Source organism: Streptomyces sp. NPDC126503, assembly GCF_040302405.1.
GTDB lineage: Bacteria > Actinomycetota > Actinomycetes > Streptomycetales > Streptomycetaceae > Streptomyces > Streptomyces gulbargensis.
On record NZ_JBEORS010000029.1, the window covers coordinates 1 to 20,908 of the forward strand.

The following is a 20,908-nucleotide window of genomic DNA, read 5'->3' on the forward strand; positions in this document are numbered from 1 at the left end:
CTCTACGCCTACATCGGCACCGAGGCGAAGGCCTTGCCTGACGCCGTTCCCCTCGGAACGTTCGGGAGCAAGTACTCGAGCCAAGAGGTCATCGAACCCTCCACCCTCGACGCCCTCCGTTTCACCCTTGCCTGTGTCGTCCTTCTCCCCCTCGTCATCTTCCTGTCCGTCTGCGCGCGGCTTTCCGGGGAGTCGCGGGCGCGGCGGTTGGCCGCGTTGCGGTTGGTGGGGCTCAGTGCGCGGGACACCATGCGGGTGAACGCGGGGGAGAGTGTGGTCGCGGCGTTCGTGGGGGCCGTGGTCGGGGTCGGGGTGTATGTCGGGGTCAATGAGGTGATGGCGCGGGTCGGGTTGCCCGGGTTGCACTGGTATCCGGAGGACGGGCGGCCGGGGTGGGAGACCGTCGCGTGGTGCGTGGTGGGGTGTCCGGCGCTGGCGTGGGGGGTGGGGCGGTTCAGTGCGCGACGGGCCGCGAAGTCGCCGATCAGTGTGCGGCGGACCGGGGAGCGGCGGGCGCCGCGGAAGGCGGGGGCGCTGTTGCTGGTGCCCGGGCTCGGGGTCATCGGCGGGTACTGCGTGCTCAGTGTCATGGGGCGGGACCCGTCGGGTGGGTCCGCCAGTTCGCTGCTCGTGCCCGGGGCCGTCCTGCTGACGGGTGCCGGGCTCGTGTGGGGTCTGGCGCCGATCACGGCGTGGCTGGCGAAGCGGGTGGCGGGGGCAGCGAAGTCGTTGCCGCTGGCGCTGGCCATGCGGCGGACCGAGGTGGACCCGGGGGCCTCGTTGCGGGTGGTCACCGGGCTCGTCCTGCTGGTCTTCGGGGCCTCCCTCACGCAGGGGGTGCTCGTGGAGTTGGACCAGGTGAGCCGGCGGACCGATCCGCTGCAGGAGTACCGGATCGAGCTGGACCAGATCGACGCGGCGCAGCGGCGGGCGCTGGAGCGGGTGCCGGGCGTGGTGGACCACGTGGTGTCGTACCGGTCCTGGGATCCGCTGGACGGGAGCGACGTGCCGCGGACCTCGATGGTGGTCGCCACCTGCGCGCAGCTCACCGCGATCACCCGGCGGGCGTCCGGCTGCGTCGACGGGAAGGTCATGCAGCTGCGGAACACCGACTCCGCCTTCGCGTACGACCCGAAGCCGGGTGAGCGGTACGCCTTCGCCCTGGAGGACGGGCGCAAGGCGATGTTCACCGTCCCGCGCGAGCGGGTCGACGTGCGCCCGTGGAGCGTGTCCGTCGTCGGGTCGGGCGCGCTGCTCGTGCCGCCGTCGCTCCTCCCGGCGGGCGTCGCCGAGGCGGGCGGGGCGCTGACGCTCGTGAGCGGCGCCGATCCCGTCACCGTCCGGAAGGTGCTCGACGGCATCGGCGCCGTCGCGCCCACCGCCGCCGTCGATCCGGTGGGGATCGTGGTCGAGTCCCTCGCGCAGCTCACCGTCATCCGCAGTCTGCTCGCCGTGGGAATGGTGCTGGGGCTCGTCATCGGGGTCGCCGCCTTCGTGGTGTCCGTGGCCGACCGGGCGATGGAGCGGCGGGGACAGGTGGCGGCGCTGGCCCTGCTGGGCGCCCGGGCCGGGACCTTGCGGGTGGTGCAGGTGGTGCAGGTGGTGCTGCCGTTGGCGGTCGGGCTCGGCGCCGCGCTCGTCACCGGCTGGCTGGCCGAATCCAGTTACCTGATCACCGGGGGCGGCACCGTGCACTGGGACTGGGACGCGCTGCCGCTGCTGTTCACCTGCGCGCTCGGGGTGCTGCTGGTCGCCGGGCTGGCCTCCGTACCGATGGTGCGGCGGCACGTCGACCCCGAGCACATCCGGCGGGACTGAGCGGCACGGCCGCGCCCCGCACGCCGACCGGGCCGTGGAGCACGCGGGGCGACGCCGGTGCTCCCGTCGCGGACGTGGGCGACGGGAGCACCGGCGGGACCGTTCAGGCCGCGAGGGTGTGGGCCTCGGCGGTACGGCGGGTGATGCGGGCGCTCAGGGACAGGAGCGCGGCCGCGGTGGCCGTGCCGGCGACGAGGGCCGTCCACCAGAGCGCGGCCGGGCCGAGCTGGGTGTAGACGGTGACGCCGAGGCTGAGGGCGGCGAAGCGGGCCACGCCCCAGGTCCAGCTGAAGGCGCCCTGGTAGCGGCCCCGGGCGTGTGGCGGGGCCAGGTTGGCGACGATCCCGGCGGCGATGCCGGCGACCACGACCTCGCCCAGGGACCAGACGACGACCGACACGGTGTAGCCGGCGATCCCGTCCGCGAGGCCGGTGAGCGCGACGCCCACGGCGATCAGCGCGCTGCCCGCGCTCTGCACCCGCAGCTGCGGGAAGCGGGCCAGCCGGGTCGTCACGAAGGGCTGGAGCGCGACCACGAGGACCGCGTTGACGGCCGCCATCGCGCCGTACACCGCCGGGGAGAGGCCGCTGTCGCGGACAGCTAGCGGCAGGGCGACCTCGGTGAGCGAGTACACGAACAGCTGCACCCCGAGCAGCGGGAGCAGGAGCAGGGTGAGGCGGTCCCGCAGGACGACTCCGTACCCGATGCCGTCCTTCTGCTGCGGGGCGGGCGCGGCGCGCGGCGGCTCCGGGAGGCGGAGGGCGACCACCAGGGCGTAGAGCAGCATCGAACCGGCGTCGACCGCGAACAGCAGCCAGTAGCCCTGGGCGGCGAGGTAGCCGCCGAGGACGCCCGCGACCGCCGTGCCGATGTTGACGCCCCAGCCGAGGAGCGCGTACGCCCGCCGGCGGTGCTCGCCCTCGACGGCGTCGGCCATCAGCGCGTACGCCGCCGGGGACACCGTGCTGCCGGCCGCGCTGATCAGCAGCGCGGCCACCGCCATCGTCACCACGCCCGGCGCGAGGAACAGGGCGCCCTGCGCCGCCGCCGCGCCGGTCAGGCCGAGGAGCATCGTGGGCCGGCGGCCGAGCCGGTCGGCGAGGACACCGCCGACGGCGGGGCCGAGGAGGTTGCCGGCGCCGAGCGCGCCGAGGACGTAGGTGGTCTCGGCACCGGTCACGCCCCGGGACGCGAGGAAGAAGACGAGGAAGGGGGTGACCAGGTAGCCGAGGCGGTTGACGATCGTTCCGGCGAAGACGGTCCAGACGAGGGGCGGGAGGCCCTGGAAGGGGGTGGTGGTCCGAGTGGCAGGCATGGGGGAAGACTGGCCGCCGCCCCCCGGGGCCCTCCAATGATTAAGCTCAGGCCGAATCCGGGCACCGGGGATCGGGGGAAGCGTTGCCCGCCCGGTCCGCCCCCACCCCTTCACGAGGTGAGACCGTGGAATCCGAACTCAGTTTCTCCGCCGCCGACCTCGCCCAGACGCGCTTCGCCGTCTCGCCCATGTGGGAGGTCGTCACCAGCTACCGCGCCCTCACCGGCGCGGCCGGGCCGGGCACCGTCGCCCCGCACCGACGCTGGGCCGCCCAGGTGCGGCCCCGGCTCGCGCGGGCCGGACTCGACCGGGGCTGGCTGGCCGCCCTGATACCGGCCGGCGGGTATCTGGCCGACTTCCTCAACCCCACGCCCGCCGGCCCGTTCCCCACCCTCTCCTCCGAACTCGACGCCATCCGCCGCACCCCCGCCGCCCAGGTCCGCGACGACCTGCGCAAACTCCTCGCGGAACAGCCCGGCAGCACCCGGCTCCAGCTGCTCGACCGGGAGCCCGAGCAGGCCCTGCGGAAGGTCACCGACGAGATCGACACCTACTGGGAGCTCGCCCTCGCCCCCTACTGGGCCCGCATCCAGAAGGTCCTGGAGGCGGACGTGTTCCACCGGGCCCGGCAGGTGGCCGAGCACGGCTCGGCCCGGGTCCTGGGGGAACTCCACGAGACCGTACGGTGGGACGACGGCACCCTGCGTCTCGTACGGCGGCACTGCGCGCTCACCCGCGACCAGGCCGGCTCCGGGCTGCTGCTCGTGCCCTCCGTCTTCGCCTGGCCCCGGATCCTGACCCGTTCCGTCCACCCCGACCCGCCCCAACTCGCCTACCCGGCACGCGGGATCGGCACCCTGTGGGAACCCCGGCCGGCCGCCGCCACCGACGCGGTCGCCGCCGTCCTCGGCCGGTCCCGCACCCTGCTCCTCACCGAACTCGACACCCCCGCCTCCACCACCCAGCTCGCCGCCCACTGCGGGCTCTCGGCCGCGGGCACGTCCCAGCACCTCATCGCCCTGCGCAACGCGGGCCTGGTCACCGCGCACCGCAGCGGACGCTCCGTCCTCTACGCCCGCACCGCCGTCGCCGACCAACTCCTCAACCCTTAGGCCGTGTCCGGATCTTGCCGGGGCATCATGGCCGCATGACGGCCACCGATGACACGGCGCGGACGACCGAGGGGGTCGTCGTACGGGACGGCGTACGGCTCGCGTACCGCGACCACCACCCAGGAGGGGCGGGAGGAGGCGGCACGCGGCCGCCCGTACTCCTTCTGCACGGGCTCGCAGGGCACGGCGGGGAGTGGGACGCCACCGCGCGCCTGCTGGCGCGGGCCGGGCACCGGGTCGTCGCCCTCGACCAGCGCGGGCACGGGAACAGCGAGCGGCGCCCGGCGGACACCTCACGCGCCGCGTACGTCGCGGACGCCGCCGCCGTCGTACGGGAACTCGGCCTCGGGCGGGCGGTGTTGGCGGGCCAGTCGCTGGGCGGGCACACCGCGCTGCTCACGGCGGCCGCCCATCCCGGCCTCGTCGCCGCGCTCGTCCTCGTCGAGGCGGGACCCGGCCGGGCCGACCCGGGGCTGCCGGGGGTGATCGGGCAGTGGCTGGCCGGCTGGCCGGTGCCGTTCCCCTCACGCGAGGCGGCCGTCGCGTACCTCGGAGGGGGCAACCGGCCCGTGGGGGAAGGCTGGGCGGACGGCCTGGAGCGGCGGGCGGACGGCGGGCTGTGGCCCCGGTTCGCTCCCGAGGTCATGGTGTCGTCCGTGGCGGAGAACGCCCGACGCGCCTTCTGGGACGAATGGGCGGCGATCACCTGCCCTGTCCTCGCGGTCCTCGGGGAGGGCTCCCGGGGCGGCATCGTCGGCGCGGAGGAGTACGCGGAGATGGCCCGGCTCCTGCCCCGCCTGCGGGGCGCGAGCGTGCCGGGCGCGGGGCACGACGTCCACCTGGAGCGGCCCGGCGTCCTGCACCGGCTGGTCACCGGTTTCCTCACCGAAGCTCTGGAGGGCGGGACCACGGAACGGTAGCGGCCGGCCAAAGGCCTTGCCCTGGAGCGCACTCCAATTCCTAGAGTGCGCGCATGCGCTATCGGGTACTCGGCGGGACCGGGATCGAAGTCAGCACCTACTGCCTCGGCACCATGATGTTCGGGGCGGTCGGCAACCCCGACCATCAGGAGTCCGTACGGATCATTCACGCCGCCCTCGACCAGGGCGTCAACTTCGTCGACACGGCCGACATGTACTCCGCCGGGGAGTCGGAGGAAATCGTCGGCAAGGCGCTCCGCGACCGGCGCCGCCGCGAGGCCACCGTCCTCGCCACCAAGGTCTACTTCCCCCTGGGCGAGGGCCGCAACAGGGGCGGGCTGTCCCGGCGCTGGATCACCCAGGCCGTCGAGAACAGCCTGCGGCGGCTCGGCACCGAATGGATCGACCTCTACCAGGTCCACCGGCCCGACCCCCGGACCGACATCGAGGAGACCCTCGACGTCCTCGGTGATCTCGTCACCCAGGGCAAGATCCGGGCGTTCGGCTGCTCCACCTTCCCGGCGGAGGACATCGTGGAGGCGCACACCGTCGCCGAGCGGCGCGGCCTTCGCCGCTTCCGCACCGAGCAGCCGCCGTACTCGCTGCTGGCGCGGGGCGTGGAGGCCTCCGTGCTGCCGGTGGCGCAGCGGTACGGGATGGGCGTGCTCACCTGGAGCCCCCTCGCCTCCGGTTTCCTCACCGGCCGGTACCGCAAGGGCCGTCCGATCGACCTCAGCACCGGGCGGCCCGCGCTCGTGCCGCACCGCTTCGACCCGGCACTGCCCACGACCGCCGCCAAGCTCGACGCGGTCGAGCAGTTCGTGGCGCTCGCCGACGACCTCGGCTGCACCCTGCCGGAGCTCGCGATCGCCTTCGCCGCCGCGCACCCGGCGGTGAGCTCGGTGATCATCGGGCCGCGCACCATGGACCAGCTGGAGGGCCTCCTCAAGGGCGCGCCGGTGCTGCTCACGGACGAGGCCATGGACCGGATCGACGCCATCGTGCCGCCGGGGACCGACCTGTACGCCCCCGACGGCGTGTGGCGTCCCGCCGCCCTCACCGACCCGGCCCTGCGCCGGCGGCCGTTGGGGGACCGGGCGGCGGCCGACGCCTGAAGCCGTACCGGCGAGCGAGGGCTCAGGAAGGCGGGAACTGTTCCGTGCCGACCACCGTGAGCGCGGACCCCTCGCTCGCCCCGTGGAGCCGCCCCACGAACGGACGGCCGCCGGGTCACCGGCCCGCCCCGCCCCGGACGGCGTCCGCGCGCTAGTGACGGGTGGGCAGTTCCGGGACGCCCAGGTCCGAGAGCCCGTCGAGGACCAGGTCGACCCCGACGGCGGCCAGCAGCAGGCCCAGGAGGCGGCCGAGGAGCTCGATCGTGGCGTGGTGGGTGCGGCGCAGGAGCCGGATGAGGAGCAGGACGCAGACCACGTCGAGGGCGATGACGGTCACGTACGCGCCGACGACCGTCGAGCGCCAGGTGAAGGAGTCGCGGGCCGCCGCCTCGATGAGGACCGCCGTCATCGCGAGCGGGCTCACCACGTACGGCATGAGCAGCTCGCGCACCCCGCTGACGAGGTCCGGGGCGTCCTGCCGGATCCCCTCGGAGCCGAGGTGGATCCCGAGGACGAGGCCGACGGCGTACAGGAAGAAGATGACGCCGCCGGCGAGCTGGAGCGCGGGGGTGCTGATGTGGAAGAGGTCGAGCAGCCAGGGCGCGGTGATGCCGGTGACCAGGCCGACGAGGACGGCGGCGGCCGAGGAGATGAGGGCGATCGCCCGGAGCTGCCGGACGGGGTGGACCTGCGCGAGGCCGGCGAAGGAGAGGAGCACCTTCGGGGGGCCGACGACGGAGAAGAAGGTGATGAAGGCGGCGGAGAAGGTGAATGCGTTCACACCGGCATGATGGTGCTCCCGGGTGATTTATCCGGCTTTCCCGACTCCTTCCCGCGCGGTGTCGAGAACGTGCCCGCCGCTCCGACTCTCCTGCGAAGGCGGCGGAGAGCTGCTGGGAAGTCCGGAGGAGGACGTCATGAAGTACCTGGTGATGGTGTTGGGCTCGGAGGCGGACTACGCGGCGATGACCGGCCGCGGTTCGGAGGCGAGCCCCGCCTGGAACAAGGAACAGCTCCAGGTCATGTACGACCACATGAACGCGATCAACGAGGAGCTGGCGGCCTCGGGCGAGATGCTCGACGCCCAGGGGCTCGCCGCCCCGTCCACGACCCGGTTCGTGACGGTGGACGGGGACGGCCGGCCGGTCGTCACGGACGGGCCGTACGCGGAGACGAAGGAGGTGCTGGCGGGGTACTGGCTCCTGGACTGCGCGAGCCTCGACCGCGTGACGGAGATCGCCGCCCGCGTCGCCCGCTGCCCCCAGCCGCCCGGGGCCCCGGAGTACCCGGTGGTCGTCCGCCCGGTCGACGAGACGGGACCGAGCCAGGAGTGAGGGCCGGCCCGATCCGGGACTGAGGGCCGGCGGGTCCTGGCTGAGGCTCACCAGGGGTGGCGGGCCGGTGGTCCGGCTCCCTCCGCCGTACCCGTTCACCCCCGCTCAGTGCATCCCGTGCGGCCCGCCCCTCAGGTGCGGTGTGCCGCGCGGGATGAGGAGGGGGGCCGTGAGGGCCATGGCCGCGGCGGCCACGGTGCAGAGGGTGAGGGTGGTGGTGAAGCCGTCCGGGCGGGGCAGGGACGTGGCGTCCAGGGCGAGGGTGGAGACGACGGCGACGCCGATCGAGCCGCCCAGTTCGTGGAAGGTGTTCACGATGCCGGAGGCGAGACCCGCCTCGTGCGGGGCGACGAGGCCGAGGGCGGTGGTGGTCGCCGTGACGAAGACCGCGCCGAGGCCGAGGGAGGCCGTCGCGAGGGCGGGCAGCAGGGTGGTCCAGGGGCCGGCGCCGCCCGCGGCCGGGTCGAGGAAGGCGAGGGGCAGGCAGGCGAGGGCGGCGAGTGCCATGCCTCCGGTGGCGCAGGCGCGCGGTCCGGCCGTGGCGATCAGGCGGGAGCCGAGGTGGGCACCGAGCGCCGTGGTGAGGGCGATCGGGAGGAAGAAGAGGCCGGTGCGCAGGGCGTCCAGGCCGTGGACGTGCTGGAGCTGCTGGGAGCCCAGGAAGAAGAAGGAGATCAGGAGCGCGGTCGCGACCAGCATGAGCAGGGAGCCGGCGGCGACCGGGCGCCGGGTGAGCGCCCGGGGGTCCATCAGCGGGGCCCGGCTCGCGCGTTCGACGGCGGCGAAGACCGCGTACAGGAGCAGCGCGCCGAGCAGGGGCAGCACCGTCGCCGGGGAGGCCCAGCCGGAGTCGCCCGCCCGAACGAGGCCGTAGACGAGGGCGCCGGTGGCCGTGGTGACGAGCAGTGCGCCGGGGACGTCCGGCCGGCATCCGGCGCGGCGCGGCGAGGGCGGCAGGAGCCTCGGGAGCGCGAGCAGCAGGGCGAGGCCGACGGGCACGTTGACGTAGAAGATCCACGGCCAGCCCGGGCCGGCGGTGAGCGCTCCGCCCAGCAGCACGCCGACCGCCGAGCCGGTACCGCCGAGGGCGGCCCACGCGCCGAGCGCGCGGGCCCGCTCCGGCCCGTGGAAGCCGGTGGTGACCAGGGCGAGGGCGGCGGGCGAGAGCAGGGCCGCGCCGATGCCCTGGGCGGTCCGGCCGCCGATCAGGACGGCGGCGTTCCCGGCGAGCCCGCAGGCCAGTGAGGCGGCGGTGAAGAGGGCCAGGCCGGTGAGCAGGATCCGGCGGGCGCCGAAGGCGTCGGCGAGGCGGCCGCCGAGCAGCATGAGGCCGCCGAAGCAGAGGGTGTACGCGGTGACGACCCAGGTCAGCGCGGTACGCCCGGGGCTGAGGTCGGCCGCGAGGGAGGGCAGGGCGACGTTCACGACGGTGACGTCGAGGATCAGCATGAACTGCGCGGCGCAGAGCAGCGCGAGGGCGGCCCAGCGACGCGGGTGCGCCGCCGGGGCTCCGGGCGGCGGGGCGTGGGGGTCGGAGTGGGCAGGGGAGGGCCTTGGCGCGGGATGTCCGGTCGTCATGAACTGAACCGTACGGATCAGTTCAGTTGAACTCAAGAGTTCAGTTGCGTTGGTACGCTGCCCCCATGACCGCCCAGCCCGCCCCCGGGGCGCCGCCCACCGGAACCGATGCCACGCCCACCTCCGAGGCGCCGGCCGCCCGGGGCGGCACCCGGCCTGCCCCCTCCGGCCCCCGCGCCGCCCGCAAGCGGCAGGCCATCGTGCGCGCCGCCCGCGACCTGTTCCTGCGGGAGGGCTTCGGCGTCGGCATGGATGCCATCGCCGCCGAGGCCGGTGTCTCCAAGGTGACCGTCTACAACCACTTCGGCAGCAAGGAGGCCCTCTTCACCGCCGTCGTCGCGGGCGCACTCGACGAGCCGCTGACCACCGGGCCGGAGGGGCCGGACCTGGCCGGGCTCGCGGAGGCCGCGGACCTGCGGGCCGCGTTCACCGAGGCGGGGCGCGCCTGGGTACGGGCCGTCCGCGCCGACGACGAGGCCCGGGCCCTGCGCAGCCTCGTCGCCACCGAACTGCACCGCTTCCCCGAACTCGGCCGCGCCTGGCGCGCCCACGGCCCCACGGGTCACCACCCGGCCGTCGCGGACGCCCTGCGCGCCCTCGCCGACCGGGGCCGCCTGGAGATCCCGGACCTGGAGGTGGCGGTGCTCCAGCTCTACTCGCTGCTCGTTTTCCCACAGATGGTCTTCGAGCAGTACGGGACGGAGCTCGGCGACGAGCTGGGTAAGCGGCTCCTCACCGACGGGGTGGAGATGTTCCTGCGCCGGTACGCGGCGCCCGGCACCGTCTGAGGCCGCCGCCGGGACCACCGGGTGCGGGCCCGTGCGAGCGGCGGCCGGGGAGACGGGTGCGGGCGCCGCGGGTGACATCCTGGGACCGGGACCGCGACGGACCCCCGTACAGGCAGAGGAACGACCCTCCGGGGCGTCCATGGAGGAGGATTGTGGAACTCGATCTCGCCGGCGCGGAGCTCAAGGCCGTCCTGAACCGGCTCCGCCGGGCACAGGGCCAGATCTCCGGCGTCATCCGGATGATCGAGGAGGGCCGGGACTGCGAGGAGGTCGTCACGCAGCTCGCCGCCGCGTCCCGCGCGCTCGACCGGGCCGGGTTCGCGATCATCGCGGCCGGCCTCCAGCAGTGCCTGACCGACGCCGGGGAGAACGGCGCGTCCCCCGAGGACCGCGAGGTCATGCGGGCCCGTCTGGAGAAGCTGTTCCTGTCCCTGGCGTGACACCGGCCCCCGTGGACGCGAGGACCCCCGGGCGACGCGCAGGCGCGCGTCGCCCGGGGGTCCTCCGTCTCGCGGCCGGTCAGTCGACCGCGAGGCCCTTCAGGCACTTGGTGACCTTGGTCAGGCGCTCGCCCTGGTAGCGGGCGGCCTGCAGGACGGTCTCGGACGGGGCGCCGTTGGCGCCGGGGTGGGCGGTGCCGTAGGGGTTGCCGCCGGCCGCGTACACGGAGGGGTCCGTGAAGCCGGGCGAGACGATGATCGAACCCCAGTGGTGGAAGGTGTTGTAGAGCGCGAGCAGGGTCGACTCGTTGCCGCCGTGCAGGTTGTGGGCACTGGTGAAGGCGGTGGCGGGCTTGTCCGCCGTGACGCCCCGCTGCCACAGGCCGCCCGTCGTGTCGATGAACTGCTTCAGCTGCGCGGCGACGTTGCCGAAGCGGGTCGGGGAGCCGAAGGCGTAGGCGTCGGCCCACTCCACGTCGTCCAGGGTGGCGACCTCGATGTCACCGGTGGCGTCGACGTGGGCGCGCCAGGCCGGGTTGGCGTCGATCGCGGCGTCGGGGGCGAGTTCGGCGGCCCGGCGCAGACGTACCTCGGCACCGGCCTTCTCCGCGCCCTCGGCCACGGCCTGGGCGAGCTGGTGAACGGCTCCGGTGGCCGAGTAGTAGATGACGGCGACCTTGACGGACATGACGGACTCTCCTCGATCGGATAACTTTCCGCTTCAACGATCCGAGGCTAAGTGGATAGCGCTCCGTTTAGCAAGGGCTGCCGGTATGCTCGAAACGGGACCCCGGACGCGTCCGGGCCCCACCGGGAGGCCAGGGGGGCCTTCCGTACGAGAACGGGGCGGCGCACGAGGACGGGAGCACGCTGATGAGCACGAGGAAATCGCAGGCCGGGGACGGTCCGGCGCCACTGCTCGGACTCCTGCCCAGCCGCGGGGCACCGGCCCCCGAGCGGGCCGACGCCGCCCGCAACCGGCGCAAGATCCTCGACGCGGCCGCCCGGATCGTCGCCGAGAAGGGCCCGGAGGCCGTCACCATGAACCAGGTCGCCCACGCCAGCGGCATCGGTGTCGGCACCGTCTACCGGCGCTTCGGGGACGTCTCCCAGCTGCTCTGGGCGCTCCTCGACGACCGCGAGCGCCAGTTCCAGGAGGCGTTCATGAGCGGCCCGCCACCGCTCGGACCCGGCGCCCCGCCCGGCGAACGCCTCGACGCCTTCCTCGACGCCCTCGTCGACCGGGTCGGGGAGCAGCGCGAGATCCTCCTCGCCGCGCACTCCGCCGCGCCGCGCGGCCGGTACACCGGCGGCGCGTACCGCGTCATGCACACCCACGTGGCGCTGCTCCTCGCCCAGCTGCGCCCCGGGGCCGACGGCAAGGTCCTCGCCCACCTCCTCCTCGCCCCCTTCTCACCGGACCTGATCCACCACCTGACCGTGGACCAGGACCTCTCGACGGACCGGCTCAAGGCGGGCGTCCGCGACCTGCTGAACCTCCGCTCCTGAGAACCGGGGCGGCGCGTGCCCCGCCGGCTGGAGGGGCTCGGGCACCCGCCTACGGAGGCGGGCCGGCGGCACGTCCTGGCGGCCCTCGCGCGCTTCGCGGAGGGGTGACGACCCGGCGGCCCGGCCCGCTCCCCGCGGGGCGGCACGTCCCGGAGGGGTGAGCCCGCCGGGCGGCCCGGCGGGACCGGCGGGATGATCGGAGCATGAGCCCCGAGATCCACCTCGCCCAGCAGCCGGAGGCCGACGCCCTGCTCGGCCGCTCCCCGCTCGCCGCGCTCGTCGGCATGCTGCTCGACCAGCAGGTGCCCATGGAGTGGGCGTTCTCCGGCCCGTACACGATCGCCTCCCGGCTCGGCGCCGACGACCTCGACGCGCACGACATCGCCGCCCGCGACCCCGAGGAGTTCGCGGCCCTGCTCTCCGGGAAGCCGGCCGTGCACCGCTACCCGGGCTCCATGGCGCAGCGGATCCAGCAGCTGTGCCGCTTCCTGGTCGAGGAGTACGGCGGCGACGCCGAGGCCGTCTGGGCGGACGTGCCGGACGGCCGCGAACTGCTCGCCCGGCTCCAGGCCCTCCCCGGTTTCGGGAAGCAGAAGGCGCAGATCTTCGTGGCCCTGCTCGGCAAGCGGTACGGGGTGCGGCCCCCCGGGTGGCGGGAGGCGGCCGGGGCGTACGGCGAGGAGGGCGCGTACCGCTCGGCCGCCGACATCACGGGGCCGGAATCGCTGGCGAAGGTCCGGGCCCACAAGCAGGAGATGAAGGCGGCGGCCAAGGCCGAGAAGGCCGCCGGAACGACCACCACCGAAGCCGCCGGAACCACCGCCGGAACCACGGCCACCGGAACCACCACGACCGGAAGCGGAACCGCCGGAACCACCACGACCGCAAAGGGGACCTCACGCGGCAAGACGAGCAAGAGCGACAAGGGGGCCAAGGCCGCCAAGAGCGGCAAAACGACCGGGAATTGATAATTCCGGGTGTCATTCCTGCTCATCCTGACAGGAATTGCGAAGGACCTGTTCACAGAGCGCCCCCCAGATCGCTAACTTCCCCTCTACCGCGTCCGTATCGGGAAGGACTTCTGTGAACGCAACCCAGCGTCGAGCCGCCGCCATTCTGGCCGCCGCCGCCCTCGCCACCCCCCTGGTCCTTGCCTCGCCGGCCACCGCCGGCCAGGACCCGGCGGCCGCCCCGGCCCGCGACGCCGCGAAGCTGGCGAAGAAGCTGGTCCGGGAGACCTCCGCGCAGGGTGCGTACAAGCACCTGCAGAAGTTCCAGGCGATAGCCGACTCGGCCGGCGGCCACCGCGCGGCCGGCTCGCTCGGACACGACGCCTCGGCCGCGTACGTGTACCAGCAGCTGAAGAAGGCCGGTTACCTCGTCTCGTACGAGAAGTTCGACTTCGTCTACACCGAGACGCTGGCCGAGAAGGCCTCCGTCCTCGGCGCGGCGCCCCGCGCGCTCGACATCAAGGCGATGACGTACACCAAGTCCACGCCGGTCGGCGGCATCGCGGCCGGTCTGGCCGCCGCCCCCGTCGACGCCGACGGCACCTCGGGCTGCGAGCCGGGCGACTTCGCCTCCGGCACCTTCACCGGGAAGATCGCCCTGATCAAGCGCGGCGGCTGCGCCTTCGCCGACAAGCAGAAGAACGCCGCCGCGGCCGGTGCCGTCGGCGCGGTCATCTACAACAACACCGCGGGCCTGCTCTCCGGCACGCTCGGCGACCCGGCCGCCGGGAAGATCCCGACCGGCGGCATCTCCCAGGCCGAGGGCGAGAAGCTCGCCGCCGACCTGGCCAAGGGCCCGGTCGACCTCTCGTTCGAGATCCGCCAGCTCCAGGAGAAGCGTTCCACCAACAACGTCATCGCGGAGACGAAGGGCGGCAACGCCGCCAACACCGTGATGCTCGGCTCCCACCTGGACTCGGTCACCGCCGGCCCCGGCATCAACGACAACGGCTCCGGCTCCGCCGGCCTCCTCCAGGCCGCCCTGGAGCTGGCCGAGTCCAAGGACAAGGTCCGCAACAAGGTCCGCTTCGCCTGGTGGTCCGCGGAGGAGGTCGGCCTCCTCGGCTCCGAGCACTACGTCAAGAACCTGACGGAGCTCGACCGCAAGGAGATCAAGCTCTACCTCAACTTCGACATGATCGCCTCGCCGAACTACGGCCTGTTCGTGTACGACGGCGACAACTCCGACAACGTCGGTGAGGGCGCGGGCCCCGTGGGCTCCGCCCAGCTGGAGCGCGACATCACCGACTTCATGGACAAGCGCGGGCTCCCGCACGAGGGCACCGACTTCACCGGCCGCTCCGACTACGGCCCGTTCATCAAGGTCGGCATCCCGTCCGGCGGCACCTTCACCGGCGCCGAGGGCATCAAGACCCCGGCGCAGGCGGCCAAGTTCGGCGGCCAGGCCGGCGTCGCGTACGACGTGAACTACCACGCCGCGGGCGACGACCTCAGCAACGTCAACATGACGGCCTTCGACGCCAACATCGACGTCATCGCCAACGCCGTGGGCACCTACGCCCACGACATCTCCTCCCTGCGCAAGCCGGTCGTCACGGTCCCGACCGAGGGTGACGCGGGCAGCGGCGGCGGCCTGCACGACGACCACCACGAGGTCACCGAGTAGGACGCCGGTCCCGGTCCCGGGTCCTCCCTCACCGCCGCCGGCGGGCGGTGCCGAAGAGGGAGCGGGTGATCTCCCGGCCCAGCTGGGTGCCCACCGACCGGGCCAGGGACCTGAAGATCCCGCTGCCGACGACCTGCTCGACGAGCGAGGGCTCCTCCTCCGGGGCCCTCGCTCCCGTGCCTCCGGAAGACGCGGTGCCGCCGGGACGGGCCGGCGCCCCGGGCCGCGCGGCGCCACCCGGGCGGCCGGCGGGACCCGCCGGTTCCTCACCGGCCGCGGCCCGGGCGGCCGCCTCCTCGGCCGCCGCCTCCGCCGCCCGCTGCTCGGCGGTCAGCTTCTCGTACGCCGACTCGCGGTCCACCGCCTCCGCGTACCTCCCGTACAGCGGCGAGGCCTTCACCGCCGCGTCGAGGACGTCCGGCGCGACCGGGCCCATCAGCGACTCCGGCGCCCGCATCCGGGTCGCCGCCACCGGCGTGGGCGCCCCCGTCTCACTCAGGACGGTGACCACCGCCTCGCCCGTCCCGAGCCCGGTCAGCACCTCCTCCAGGTCGTACGGCGAGTTCGGGAAGGTCCGTACCGTCGCCTTCAGGGCCTTGGCGTCGTCCGGGGTGAAGGCCCGCAGCGCGTGCTGCACCCGGTTGCCGAGCTGCGCGAGCACGTCCGCCGGCACGTCCTTCGGGGTCTGCGTCACGAAGAAGACCCCGACCCCCTTCGAGCGGATCAGCCGCACCGTCTGCGTGATCGACTCCAGGAAGGCCTTCGAGGCGTCCTTGAACAGCAGGTGCGCCTCGTCGAGGAAGAAGACCAGCTTCGGCCTCTCCGGGTCGCCGACCTCCGGAAGGTCGTGGAAGAGGTCCGCGAGCAGCCACATCAGGAAGGTCGAGAACAGCTGGGGCCGGTCCTGCACGGCGGGCAGTTCCAGGACCGAGACGATTCCGCGCCCGTCGTTCGCCGTGCGGAGCAGCTCGCCGGTGTCGAACTCCGGCTCCCCGAAGAACGCCCCGGCGCCCTGCTGCTCGAGGGCGGTGATCGACCGCAGGATCACCCCGGCCGTCACGGTCGACAGGCCGCCGATCCCCCTCAGCTCGGCCTTCCCCGTGTCCGACACCAGGAAGGCGACCACCGCCCGCAGGTCCTTGAGGTCCACCAGCTCCAGGCCCTTGGCGTCGGCGTAGTGGAAGATCAGGCCGAGGGACTGCTCCTGTGTGCGGTTCAGCTGGAGCACCTTGGAGAGCAGGAGGGGGCCGAAGCCGGTGACGGTCGCGCGCACCGGGATGCCGGGGCCGGTGCCGCCGAGCGCGTAGAACACGCAGGGGAAGCCTTTCGCCTCCCACGTCTGCCCCACCTCCGCGGCCCGCGCGCGGACCTTCCCGCCGTCCTGGCCGGGTTCCGAGATCCCCGAGACGTCCCCCTTGATGTCGGCGAGGAAGACCGGGACGCCCTGTGCCGAGAGCTGTTCGGCGATCAGCTGGAGGGTCTTCGTCTTGCCGGTGCCGGTGGCGCCGGCGACCAGACCGTGGCGGTTGAGGGCCGCGAGCGGGACGCGGACCGGCGCGTCCGGATGGCAGGCGCCGTCCCACAGCAGGGCCCCCAGATCGAGGGCCGGCCCGTCGAAGGCGTATCCGGCGGCGATCTCACTCACGCTCATGACGGGACCCCGATTTCACTTATGTCATGGTTTGCACCAGCATCCCACCGCCCCCGCGTGGCTGCGCCGGGAGCCGCTCGCCCGGTAGGCTTTCCGTGTGATCTTCAAGCGCATCGGAAACGGCCGGCCGTATCCCGACCACGGCCGGGAAAGCACCCGGCAGTGGGCGGACGTCGCCCCGCGCCCGGTCCGCCTCGATCAGCTGGTGACCACCAAGGGCCAGCTGGACCTGGAGACGCTGCTCGCCGAGGACTCCACCTTCTACGGCGACCTCTTCGCGCACGTCGTGAAGTGGCAGGGCGATCTCTACCTCGAGGACGGACTGCACCGCGCCGTCCGCGCGGCGCTCCAGCAGCGGCAGGTGCTGCACGCCCGCGTCCTGGAACTCGACTGACCCTTTCGGGGGCAGTTCACCCCCATCCGGACGCGATCACATGATCATCAAGTAGGCATCGCCGACGGGCGGCATTACGCTGCGCTCATGAGCATGCTCACTCCCCCCGGAATGGGCGGAAAATACCGCATCACGGGGGATGTCTACCCGCGCATGCGCCGCCCCCACCGCCGGCGCCGGATCGTCCTCGCCTCCGCGGCCGCCGTCGTCGTGCTCGGTGCCACCGGCTGGGGCACGCTCCAGCTCGTCGACGTCTTCACGGGCGGCGACGAGGGGACGAGGAGCGCGGCGGCCGGCAAGCAGGGCGCCGACTGCAAGCCCGCGCCCAAGCCGACGGCGGCGCCCGCCGCCGCTCTGCCCAGGCCGGCGCAGATCACGGTCAACGTCTACAACGCCACCCCGCGCAGCGGGCTCGCGAAGTCGACCGCCGACGAGCTGAAGAAGCGGGGCTTCAAGATCGGCAAGGTGGGCAACGCGCCCGCCGCCTACGACAAGAAGGTGCCGGGCACCGGGGTGCTGCTCGGGGCGAACACCGCCACCAAGGGGATCTTCCCCGTCCTGGCCACGCAGCTCGCGGGCGCCACGACGAAGGTCGACACCCGCGCCACGGCGGATGTCGACCTGATCATCGGGACGGCCTTTAAGAACCTGTCCCCGAAGGCGACGGCGGACGCTGCCCTGGCGGCCCTCGCCAAGCCGAAGCCGGCGCCCACCCGCTGCTGAGCGCGGGGCGGACGCCCGGGCCGCCCGCGGGACACGGCCCGCCCGGCCCGCCTACTCGGCGGTGCCGTACATGCGGTCGCCCGCGTCGCCCAGGCCCGGGACGATGTAGCCCTGCTCGTTGAGGCGCTCGTCGACCGAGGCGGTCACCACCGTCACCGGCGTGCCCGCGAGCTCGCGCTCCATGACCTCGACGCCCTCGGGGGCGGCGAGCAGCACGACCGCCGTCACGTCGTCGGCCCCGCGCCTGATCAGCTCCTGGATCGCCGCGACGAGCGTGCCGCCGGTCGCCAGCATCGGGTCCAGGACGTAGACCTGACGGCCCGAGAGGTCCTCCGGCATCCGCGTGGCGTAGGTCGACGCCTCCAGCGTCTCCTCGTTGCGGATCATGCCGAGGAAGCCGACCTCGGCCGTCGGGAGCAGCCGCACCATGCCGTCGAGCATGCCGAGACCGGCGCGCAGGATCGGCACCACCAGCGGGCGCGGGTGGGACAGCTTCACACCGGTCGTGGGCGTGACGGGGGTCTCGATGTCGACCTGCTCGGTCCGCACGTCCCTGGTGGCCTCGTAGGCGAGCAGGGTGACCAGTTCGTCGGCGAGCCGCCGGAAGGTCGGGGAGTCCGTGCGCTTGTCGCGCAGGGTGGTGAGCTTGTGGGCGACCAGCGGGTGATCGACGACGTGGAGACGCATGACTCAACAGTAGCCCGCCCCGTACTGGCATCGACTCGCGCCACTGGGGGAAGGTGGGGTCACAGGGACCCAGTCGCAGGGTGGTGTGGCCGATGCCGGACCCGGAAGAGACCGCAGGCCAGGCGCGCGGAAAGCCTGAGCCGGAGACCGACGCGGAGCGCCGCAGGCGCCGCGCCCAGTTCCTCCGCGAGCTCAACGAGGCCAAGGCCCTGCGCGAGCGCGTCCAGCCCCGCCGCGCCCGCGCGGCCCGGATGCGGCAGGCCATGCGGATGCGGACCTTCCGCTGGTGAGGCCACCGCGTGCCCGCGCGGGTGCGACCGTCTCGTGCCCCCGTCCGGACGCGGACGCGACCGTCTCGTGCCCGGTCCGAGCGCGGACGCGACCGTCTCGTACGCGCGCTCCGTACCGGCGCCCGGTACGCGGCACCTCCGTTGTGCGCCCCCTCCGTGCGCCGGGGTCGCGCGCCGCCCGATCGCGGTGTCGTTCAGACTGATGCACGACGCAAGAGCCGAAGACCTCTCCTGCGGCCCTTGTTTCTGTCACGATGCCGATTGGGCGGGGCATCAGGAGCGCGCCGCCGGATCGTCACACCTCTGATCAGTGGGAGAGTCAGGTGTACTTCGCCGCACTGCTCGCGCGCACCGAAGACGGGTGGGAAGCGAGCGACACGGAGCTCGACGACGTGGAGACCCTGTCCGATCTGGTCGACCGGGCCCGGGAGGCCTCGGCCGACGACGACACGGTGATCGTCTTCATCGAGCAGGAGGACGCGTGGTTCGGCATCGTCCGTGTGGAGGGTGAGGACGACCCCCGGATCTACGTCTCCGACGGCGCCGCCGCCACCCGCTCCTCGTACGGGGAGATCCTCATCCGGGAGATCCTCGGCGACGACCTCGACGATGCCGTCGACGACCTGGACACGCTGGACCTGGACGGTACGGAGGACGGGGAACCGCTCGACGTCCCGGCGGACGGCGACGACGAGGAGGTGGCCGGCCCCTCCGAGACCGTGCCCGCCGCCCCCGTGGGTGACCGGCTGGTCCTCGCGGACCTCGGCGTGCCCCCGAACGACCTCCTCGCGCTCGACAGCGACGCGCTCGCGGAGATCGCGGACGCGCTGGGCGCCGCGGAGGTCCTGGAGGCCGTGCGCTAGTGCCCCCGCACCTCCCGGCGGAGCCCGCGGGGCCGGCGGGCACCGCCGGCTCCCCTCCGCCCGCGCTCACGGACTCCACCCGCGCGACGGAACCCCGCCGCGCGGGCCCCGGCGGCGCCGAGGCCCCCGCGGCCCCCGCCCGCCCCGGACCCGCGCCCGACCCCGTACGGGATCCCTGGCGGTCCGCGATGCGGCTGGCGCTCGCCGAGGCCGACGCCGCCGCGGCGGCCGGTGACGTACCGGTCGGCGCGGTCGTGCTCTCCCCGGACGGCGAGGTGCTCGCCCGCGGCCACAACGAGCGGGAGGCCACGGGCGACCCGACCGCGCACGCCGAGGTCCTCGCGCTGCGCCGGGCGGCCGGGGCCACCGGCGAGTGGCGGCTGACCGGGTGCACGCTGGTCGTGACCCTGGAGCCGTGCGTGATGTGCGCGGGAGCGCTCGTGCAGGCGCGGGTGGCCCGGGTGGTGTTCGGCGCCGTCGACGAGAAGGCCGGCGCCGCCGGCTCGCTCTGGGACCTCGTCCGGGACCGACGCCTCAATCACCGGCCCGAGGTGATCCACGACGTGCTCGGTGAGGAGTGCGCACAGCAGCTGACGGCCTTCTTCCGGGCGCGCTGACCCACCGTCCGACCTGCGGCTCGATGCGGATTTCATCGCCGGGGGAGTTTGGGCTAAGCTCTCTCTCGGTAGCGTGTCCGAGCGGCCGAAGGAGCTCGCCTCGAAAGCGAGTGTGGCGCAAGTCACCGAGGGTTCAAATCCCTCCGCTACCGCTTCGACGGAAGGGCCCGGTGCGTGAGCACCGGGCCCTTCCGCATGCCCTCTCCGCCCCGTACGCGAAGGCCCGTACGCGGAAGGCCCCGGCGCTCGGGGAGAGCGGCCGGGGCCCGGGACGAAGGACGGGGGGAGCGGCATCGGGGGGACAAGCCGCTCCCCCCGGCGAGAACCGGTCCAGATGGTCCCGCGCCACGGTCAGGGGGGAAGCTCGCGGCGCGGACCCCGCAGTGCGGGCCGGTTCCACAGCCCGCGGATTCCTGCCAGATCCGTCGGGCTCGGTGTCCATCCTGCTCCCCCCACCCCCTCCCCGGGGGCGGCAAAAGGCCCCGATCTCCGGGTCCTTGGTCCATAAAGGCTCGGTTAGAGTGGCGCGGTCGTCCGGCGGAGACGGGCGGAGCCGGGCGGAGGGCGCCGAGCGGGGCGGAGCCGGGCGGGGACACGGGAGGGCCGGAGCAGATGGCACAGGCGAAGAAGATCGCGCTGTACGCGATCGGGGTCTTCGTGCTCTATACGATCATCACCTCCCCGGCCCGGGCGGCCGATCTGGTGCAGGTAGGGTTCGAGGGCATTTCCAGCGCCGCCCAGGGTGTCGGCGAGTTCATGACCGAACTCATCAACTAGGAGCCCTCCGTGATCCGCCATCTGGTCCTCTTCAAGCTCAACGAGGGCGTCGCCCGCGACGAGCCGCGCGTGGTCGCCGGCGTCGAGGCGTTCCGCGCGCTCGGTGACCAGATCCCCGAGCTGCGGTTCTGGGAGTGCGACTGGAACATCACGGACCGCCCGATCGCGTACGACTTCGCCATCAACTCGGCCGTCGAGGACACCGAGGCGCTCCAGCGGTACCTGGACCATCCGGCCCACCAGGCGGGTGTGGCCCAGTGGCGCGAGTTCGCCACCTGGGTGATCGCGGACTACGCCTTCTAGTCCCCGGCCCCTTCCCGGTCCGGTTCTCCGTCGCCGA

General features: G+C 73.6%; 22 protein-coding genes, 1 tRNA gene and 1 pseudogene. 18 read left to right on the forward strand and 6 right to left on the reverse strand.

Annotated features, from left to right (window positions below; translation table 11 throughout):
* A partial coding sequence (locus tag ABTY40_RS27335; RefSeq protein ID WP_352061935.1) for an FtsX-like permease family protein occupies positions 1-1,818 on the forward strand: 1,818 nt, incomplete at its 5' end.
* A gap of 103 nt (positions 1,819-1,921) precedes the next feature.
* On the opposite strand, the gene ABTY40_RS27340 is transcribed toward ABTY40_RS27335, so the two are convergent.
* On the reverse strand, positions 1,922-3,133 hold the full coding sequence (locus tag ABTY40_RS27340; protein ID WP_352061936.1) for an MFS transporter: 1,212 nt from the start codon (positions 3,131-3,133) through the stop codon (positions 1,922-1,924).
* A 125-nt stretch (positions 3,134-3,258) separates the two neighbouring features.
* Between ABTY40_RS27340 and ABTY40_RS27345 the strand changes: the two genes are divergently transcribed.
* From ABTY40_RS27345 to ABTY40_RS27355, 3 genes are read left to right on the forward strand one after another with little or no spacing between them, the layout of a single operon-like run.
* The gene (locus ABTY40_RS27345; RefSeq protein ID WP_352061937.1) at positions 3,259-4,245 is read left to right on the forward strand and encodes an ArsR/SmtB family transcription factor; all 987 of its coding nucleotides are present in this window, start codon (positions 3,259-3,261) and stop codon (positions 4,243-4,245) included.
* Between the two features lie 35 nt (positions 4,246-4,280).
* Positions 4,281-5,165 carry an alpha/beta fold hydrolase gene (locus ABTY40_RS27350; RefSeq protein ID WP_352061938.1) on the forward strand — a complete coding sequence of 295 codons (885 nt, stop codon included), beginning with the start codon at positions 4,281-4,283 and terminating at the stop codon, positions 5,163-5,165.
* Positions 5,166-5,218: 53 nt separating this feature from the next.
* Complete coding sequence (locus ABTY40_RS27355; protein ID WP_352061939.1) at positions 5,219-6,280, forward strand: aldo/keto reductase; 1,062 nt, start codon at positions 5,219-5,221, stop codon at positions 6,278-6,280.
* Between the two features lie 151 nt (positions 6,281-6,431).
* Here ABTY40_RS27355 and ABTY40_RS27360 read toward each other — a convergent pair whose 3' ends face one another.
* Entirely contained in the window at positions 6,432-7,061 is a 630-nt protein-coding gene (locus ABTY40_RS27360) for a MarC family protein (protein WP_352061940.1), read from the reverse strand.
* Between the two features lie 136 nt (positions 7,062-7,197).
* Here ABTY40_RS27360 and ABTY40_RS27365 point away from each other — a divergent pair, with 136 nt between their 5' ends.
* Complete coding sequence (locus ABTY40_RS27365) at positions 7,198-7,614, forward strand: YciI family protein (protein ID WP_352061941.1); 417 nt, start codon at positions 7,198-7,200, stop codon at positions 7,612-7,614.
* A 105-nt stretch (positions 7,615-7,719) separates the two neighbouring features.
* Here the strand turns inward: ABTY40_RS27365 and ABTY40_RS27370 are convergent, their stop codons facing one another.
* On the reverse strand, positions 7,720-9,192 hold the full coding sequence (locus tag ABTY40_RS27370) for an MFS transporter (protein WP_352061942.1): 1,473 nt from the start codon (positions 9,190-9,192) through the stop codon (positions 7,720-7,722).
* A gap of 65 nt (positions 9,193-9,257) precedes the next feature.
* On the opposite strand from ABTY40_RS27370, the gene ABTY40_RS27375 reads away from it, so the two are divergent.
* Both ABTY40_RS27375 and ABTY40_RS27380 read left to right on the forward strand, forming a co-directional pair.
* The gene (locus ABTY40_RS27375; RefSeq protein WP_352061943.1) at positions 9,258-9,980 is read left to right on the forward strand and encodes a TetR/AcrR family transcriptional regulator; all 723 of its coding nucleotides are present in this window, start codon (positions 9,258-9,260) and stop codon (positions 9,978-9,980) included.
* Positions 9,981-10,132: 152 nt separating this feature from the next.
* Positions 10,133-10,420 (forward strand): metal-sensitive transcriptional regulator, encoded by a 288-nt coding sequence (locus tag ABTY40_RS27380; RefSeq protein WP_352061944.1) that lies wholly within the window; start codon positions 10,133-10,135, stop codon positions 10,418-10,420.
* Between the two features lie 79 nt (positions 10,421-10,499).
* Here the strand turns inward: ABTY40_RS27380 and wrbA are convergent, their stop codons facing one another.
* Positions 10,500-11,108, reverse strand: a complete 609-nt coding sequence (gene wrbA / locus ABTY40_RS27385) for an NAD(P)H:quinone oxidoreductase (RefSeq protein WP_352061945.1) — start codon at positions 11,106-11,108, stop codon at positions 10,500-10,502.
* A 185-nt stretch (positions 11,109-11,293) separates the two neighbouring features.
* Between wrbA and ABTY40_RS27390 the strand changes: the two genes are divergently transcribed.
* The 3 genes and pseudogenes from ABTY40_RS27390 to ABTY40_RS27400 all read left to right on the forward strand — a co-directional run bounded on the left by ABTY40_RS27390 (position 11,294) and on the right by ABTY40_RS27400 (position 14,566).
* A complete protein-coding gene (locus ABTY40_RS27390; protein ID WP_352061946.1) occupies positions 11,294-11,929 on the forward strand; it encodes a TetR/AcrR family transcriptional regulator in 636 nt (211 codons plus the stop codon).
* 203 nt (positions 11,930-12,132) lie between these two features.
* Positions 12,133-12,714: pseudogene (locus ABTY40_RS27395) on the forward strand (HhH-GPD-type base excision DNA repair protein); the annotation flags it as partial.
* Between the two features lie 298 nt (positions 12,715-13,012).
* Entirely contained in the window at positions 13,013-14,566 is a 1,554-nt protein-coding gene (locus ABTY40_RS27400; RefSeq protein ID WP_352061947.1) for a M28 family metallopeptidase, read from the forward strand.
* Between the two features lie 28 nt (positions 14,567-14,594).
* On the opposite strand, the gene ABTY40_RS27405 is transcribed toward ABTY40_RS27400, so the two are convergent.
* A complete protein-coding gene (locus tag ABTY40_RS27405; RefSeq protein WP_502990690.1) occupies positions 14,595-16,217 on the reverse strand; it encodes a helicase HerA-like domain-containing protein in 1,623 nt (540 codons plus the stop codon).
* 97 nt (positions 16,218-16,314) lie between these two features.
* On the opposite strand from ABTY40_RS27405, the gene ABTY40_RS27410 reads away from it, so the two are divergent.
* Together ABTY40_RS27410 and ABTY40_RS27415 are read left to right on the forward strand one after the other, a co-directional pair.
* Complete coding sequence (locus tag ABTY40_RS27410) at positions 16,315-16,611, forward strand: type II toxin-antitoxin system VapB family antitoxin (RefSeq protein WP_003999914.1); 297 nt, start codon at positions 16,315-16,317, stop codon at positions 16,609-16,611.
* A gap of 87 nt (positions 16,612-16,698) precedes the next feature.
* The gene (locus tag ABTY40_RS27415) at positions 16,699-17,334 is read left to right on the forward strand and encodes a LytR C-terminal domain-containing protein (RefSeq protein ID WP_352061949.1); all 636 of its coding nucleotides are present in this window, start codon (positions 16,699-16,701) and stop codon (positions 17,332-17,334) included.
* A gap of 51 nt (positions 17,335-17,385) precedes the next feature.
* Here ABTY40_RS27415 and upp read toward each other — a convergent pair whose 3' ends face one another.
* On the reverse strand, positions 17,386-18,021 hold the full coding sequence (upp, locus tag ABTY40_RS27420) for a uracil phosphoribosyltransferase (RefSeq protein ID WP_309052066.1): 636 nt from the start codon (positions 18,019-18,021) through the stop codon (positions 17,386-17,388).
* A 92-nt stretch (positions 18,022-18,113) separates the two neighbouring features.
* Here upp and ABTY40_RS27425 point away from each other — a divergent pair, with 92 nt between their 5' ends.
* The 6 genes from ABTY40_RS27425 (at position 18,114) to ABTY40_RS27450 (ending at position 20,871) form a co-directional block, all read left to right on the forward strand.
* A complete protein-coding gene (locus tag ABTY40_RS27425) occupies positions 18,114-18,311 on the forward strand; it encodes a hypothetical protein (protein WP_345288337.1) in 198 nt (65 codons plus the stop codon).
* Between the two features lie 323 nt (positions 18,312-18,634).
* Positions 18,635-19,174, forward strand: coding sequence for a tRNA adenosine deaminase-associated protein (locus tag ABTY40_RS27430; RefSeq protein ID WP_352061950.1), 540 nt, complete (start codon positions 18,635-18,637; stop codon positions 19,172-19,174).
* Positions 19,174-19,791: a tRNA adenosine(34) deaminase TadA gene (gene tadA, locus ABTY40_RS27435; RefSeq protein ID WP_502990691.1), complete on the forward strand. Its 618-nt coding sequence runs from the start codon at positions 19,174-19,176 to the stop codon at positions 19,789-19,791. Before ABTY40_RS27430 ends, tadA begins: the two co-directional genes overlap by 1 nt.
* Positions 19,792-19,858: 67 nt before the next feature.
* Positions 19,859-19,943, forward strand: a tRNA-Ser gene (locus tag ABTY40_RS27440).
* A gap of 460 nt (positions 19,944-20,403) precedes the next feature.
* Positions 20,404-20,568, forward strand: a complete 165-nt coding sequence (locus ABTY40_RS27445; protein ID WP_345288341.1) for a hypothetical protein — start codon at positions 20,404-20,406, stop codon at positions 20,566-20,568.
* A gap of 9 nt (positions 20,569-20,577) precedes the next feature.
* On the forward strand, positions 20,578-20,871 hold the full coding sequence (locus ABTY40_RS27450; protein ID WP_345288343.1) for a Dabb family protein: 294 nt from the start codon (positions 20,578-20,580) through the stop codon (positions 20,869-20,871).
* Positions 20,872-20,908: the final 37 nt, after the last annotated feature.

Coding starts and splice junctions, on each gene's coding strand:
- ABTY40_RS27350 (WP_352061938.1), top strand. CDS start 4,281: ATGACGGCCACCGATGACACGGCGCGGACGACCGAGGGGGTCGTCGTA.
- ABTY40_RS27425 (WP_345288337.1), top strand. CDS start 18,114: ATGCCGGACCCGGAAGAGACCGCAGGCCAGGCGCGCGGAAAGCCTGAG.
- ABTY40_RS27415 (WP_352061949.1), top strand. CDS start 16,699: ATGAGCATGCTCACTCCCCCCGGAATGGGCGGAAAATACCGCATCACG.
- ABTY40_RS27390 (WP_352061946.1), top strand. CDS start 11,294: ATGAGCACGAGGAAATCGCAGGCCGGGGACGGTCCGGCGCCACTGCTC.
- upp (WP_309052066.1), bottom strand. CDS start 18,021: ATGCGTCTCCACGTCGTCGATCACCCGCTGGTCGCCCACAAGCTCACC.
- ABTY40_RS27375 (WP_352061943.1), top strand. CDS start 9,258: ATGACCGCCCAGCCCGCCCCCGGGGCGCCGCCCACCGGAACCGATGCC.
- ABTY40_RS27340 (WP_352061936.1), bottom strand. CDS start 3,133: ATGCCTGCCACTCGGACCACCACCCCCTTCCAGGGCCTCCCGCCCCTC.
- ABTY40_RS27365 (WP_352061941.1), top strand. CDS start 7,198: ATGAAGTACCTGGTGATGGTGTTGGGCTCGGAGGCGGACTACGCGGCG.
- ABTY40_RS27445 (WP_345288341.1), top strand. CDS start 20,404: ATGGCACAGGCGAAGAAGATCGCGCTGTACGCGATCGGGGTCTTCGTG.
- ABTY40_RS27405 (WP_502990690.1), bottom strand. CDS start 16,217: ATGAGCGTGAGTGAGATCGCCGCCGGATACGCCTTCGACGGGCCGGCC.
- ABTY40_RS27370 (WP_352061942.1), bottom strand. CDS start 9,192: ATGACGACCGGACATCCCGCGCCAAGGCCCTCCCCTGCCCACTCCGAC.
- wrbA (WP_352061945.1), bottom strand. CDS start 11,108: ATGTCCGTCAAGGTCGCCGTCATCTACTACTCGGCCACCGGAGCCGTT.
- ABTY40_RS27355 (WP_352061939.1), top strand. CDS start 5,219: ATGCGCTATCGGGTACTCGGCGGGACCGGGATCGAAGTCAGCACCTAC.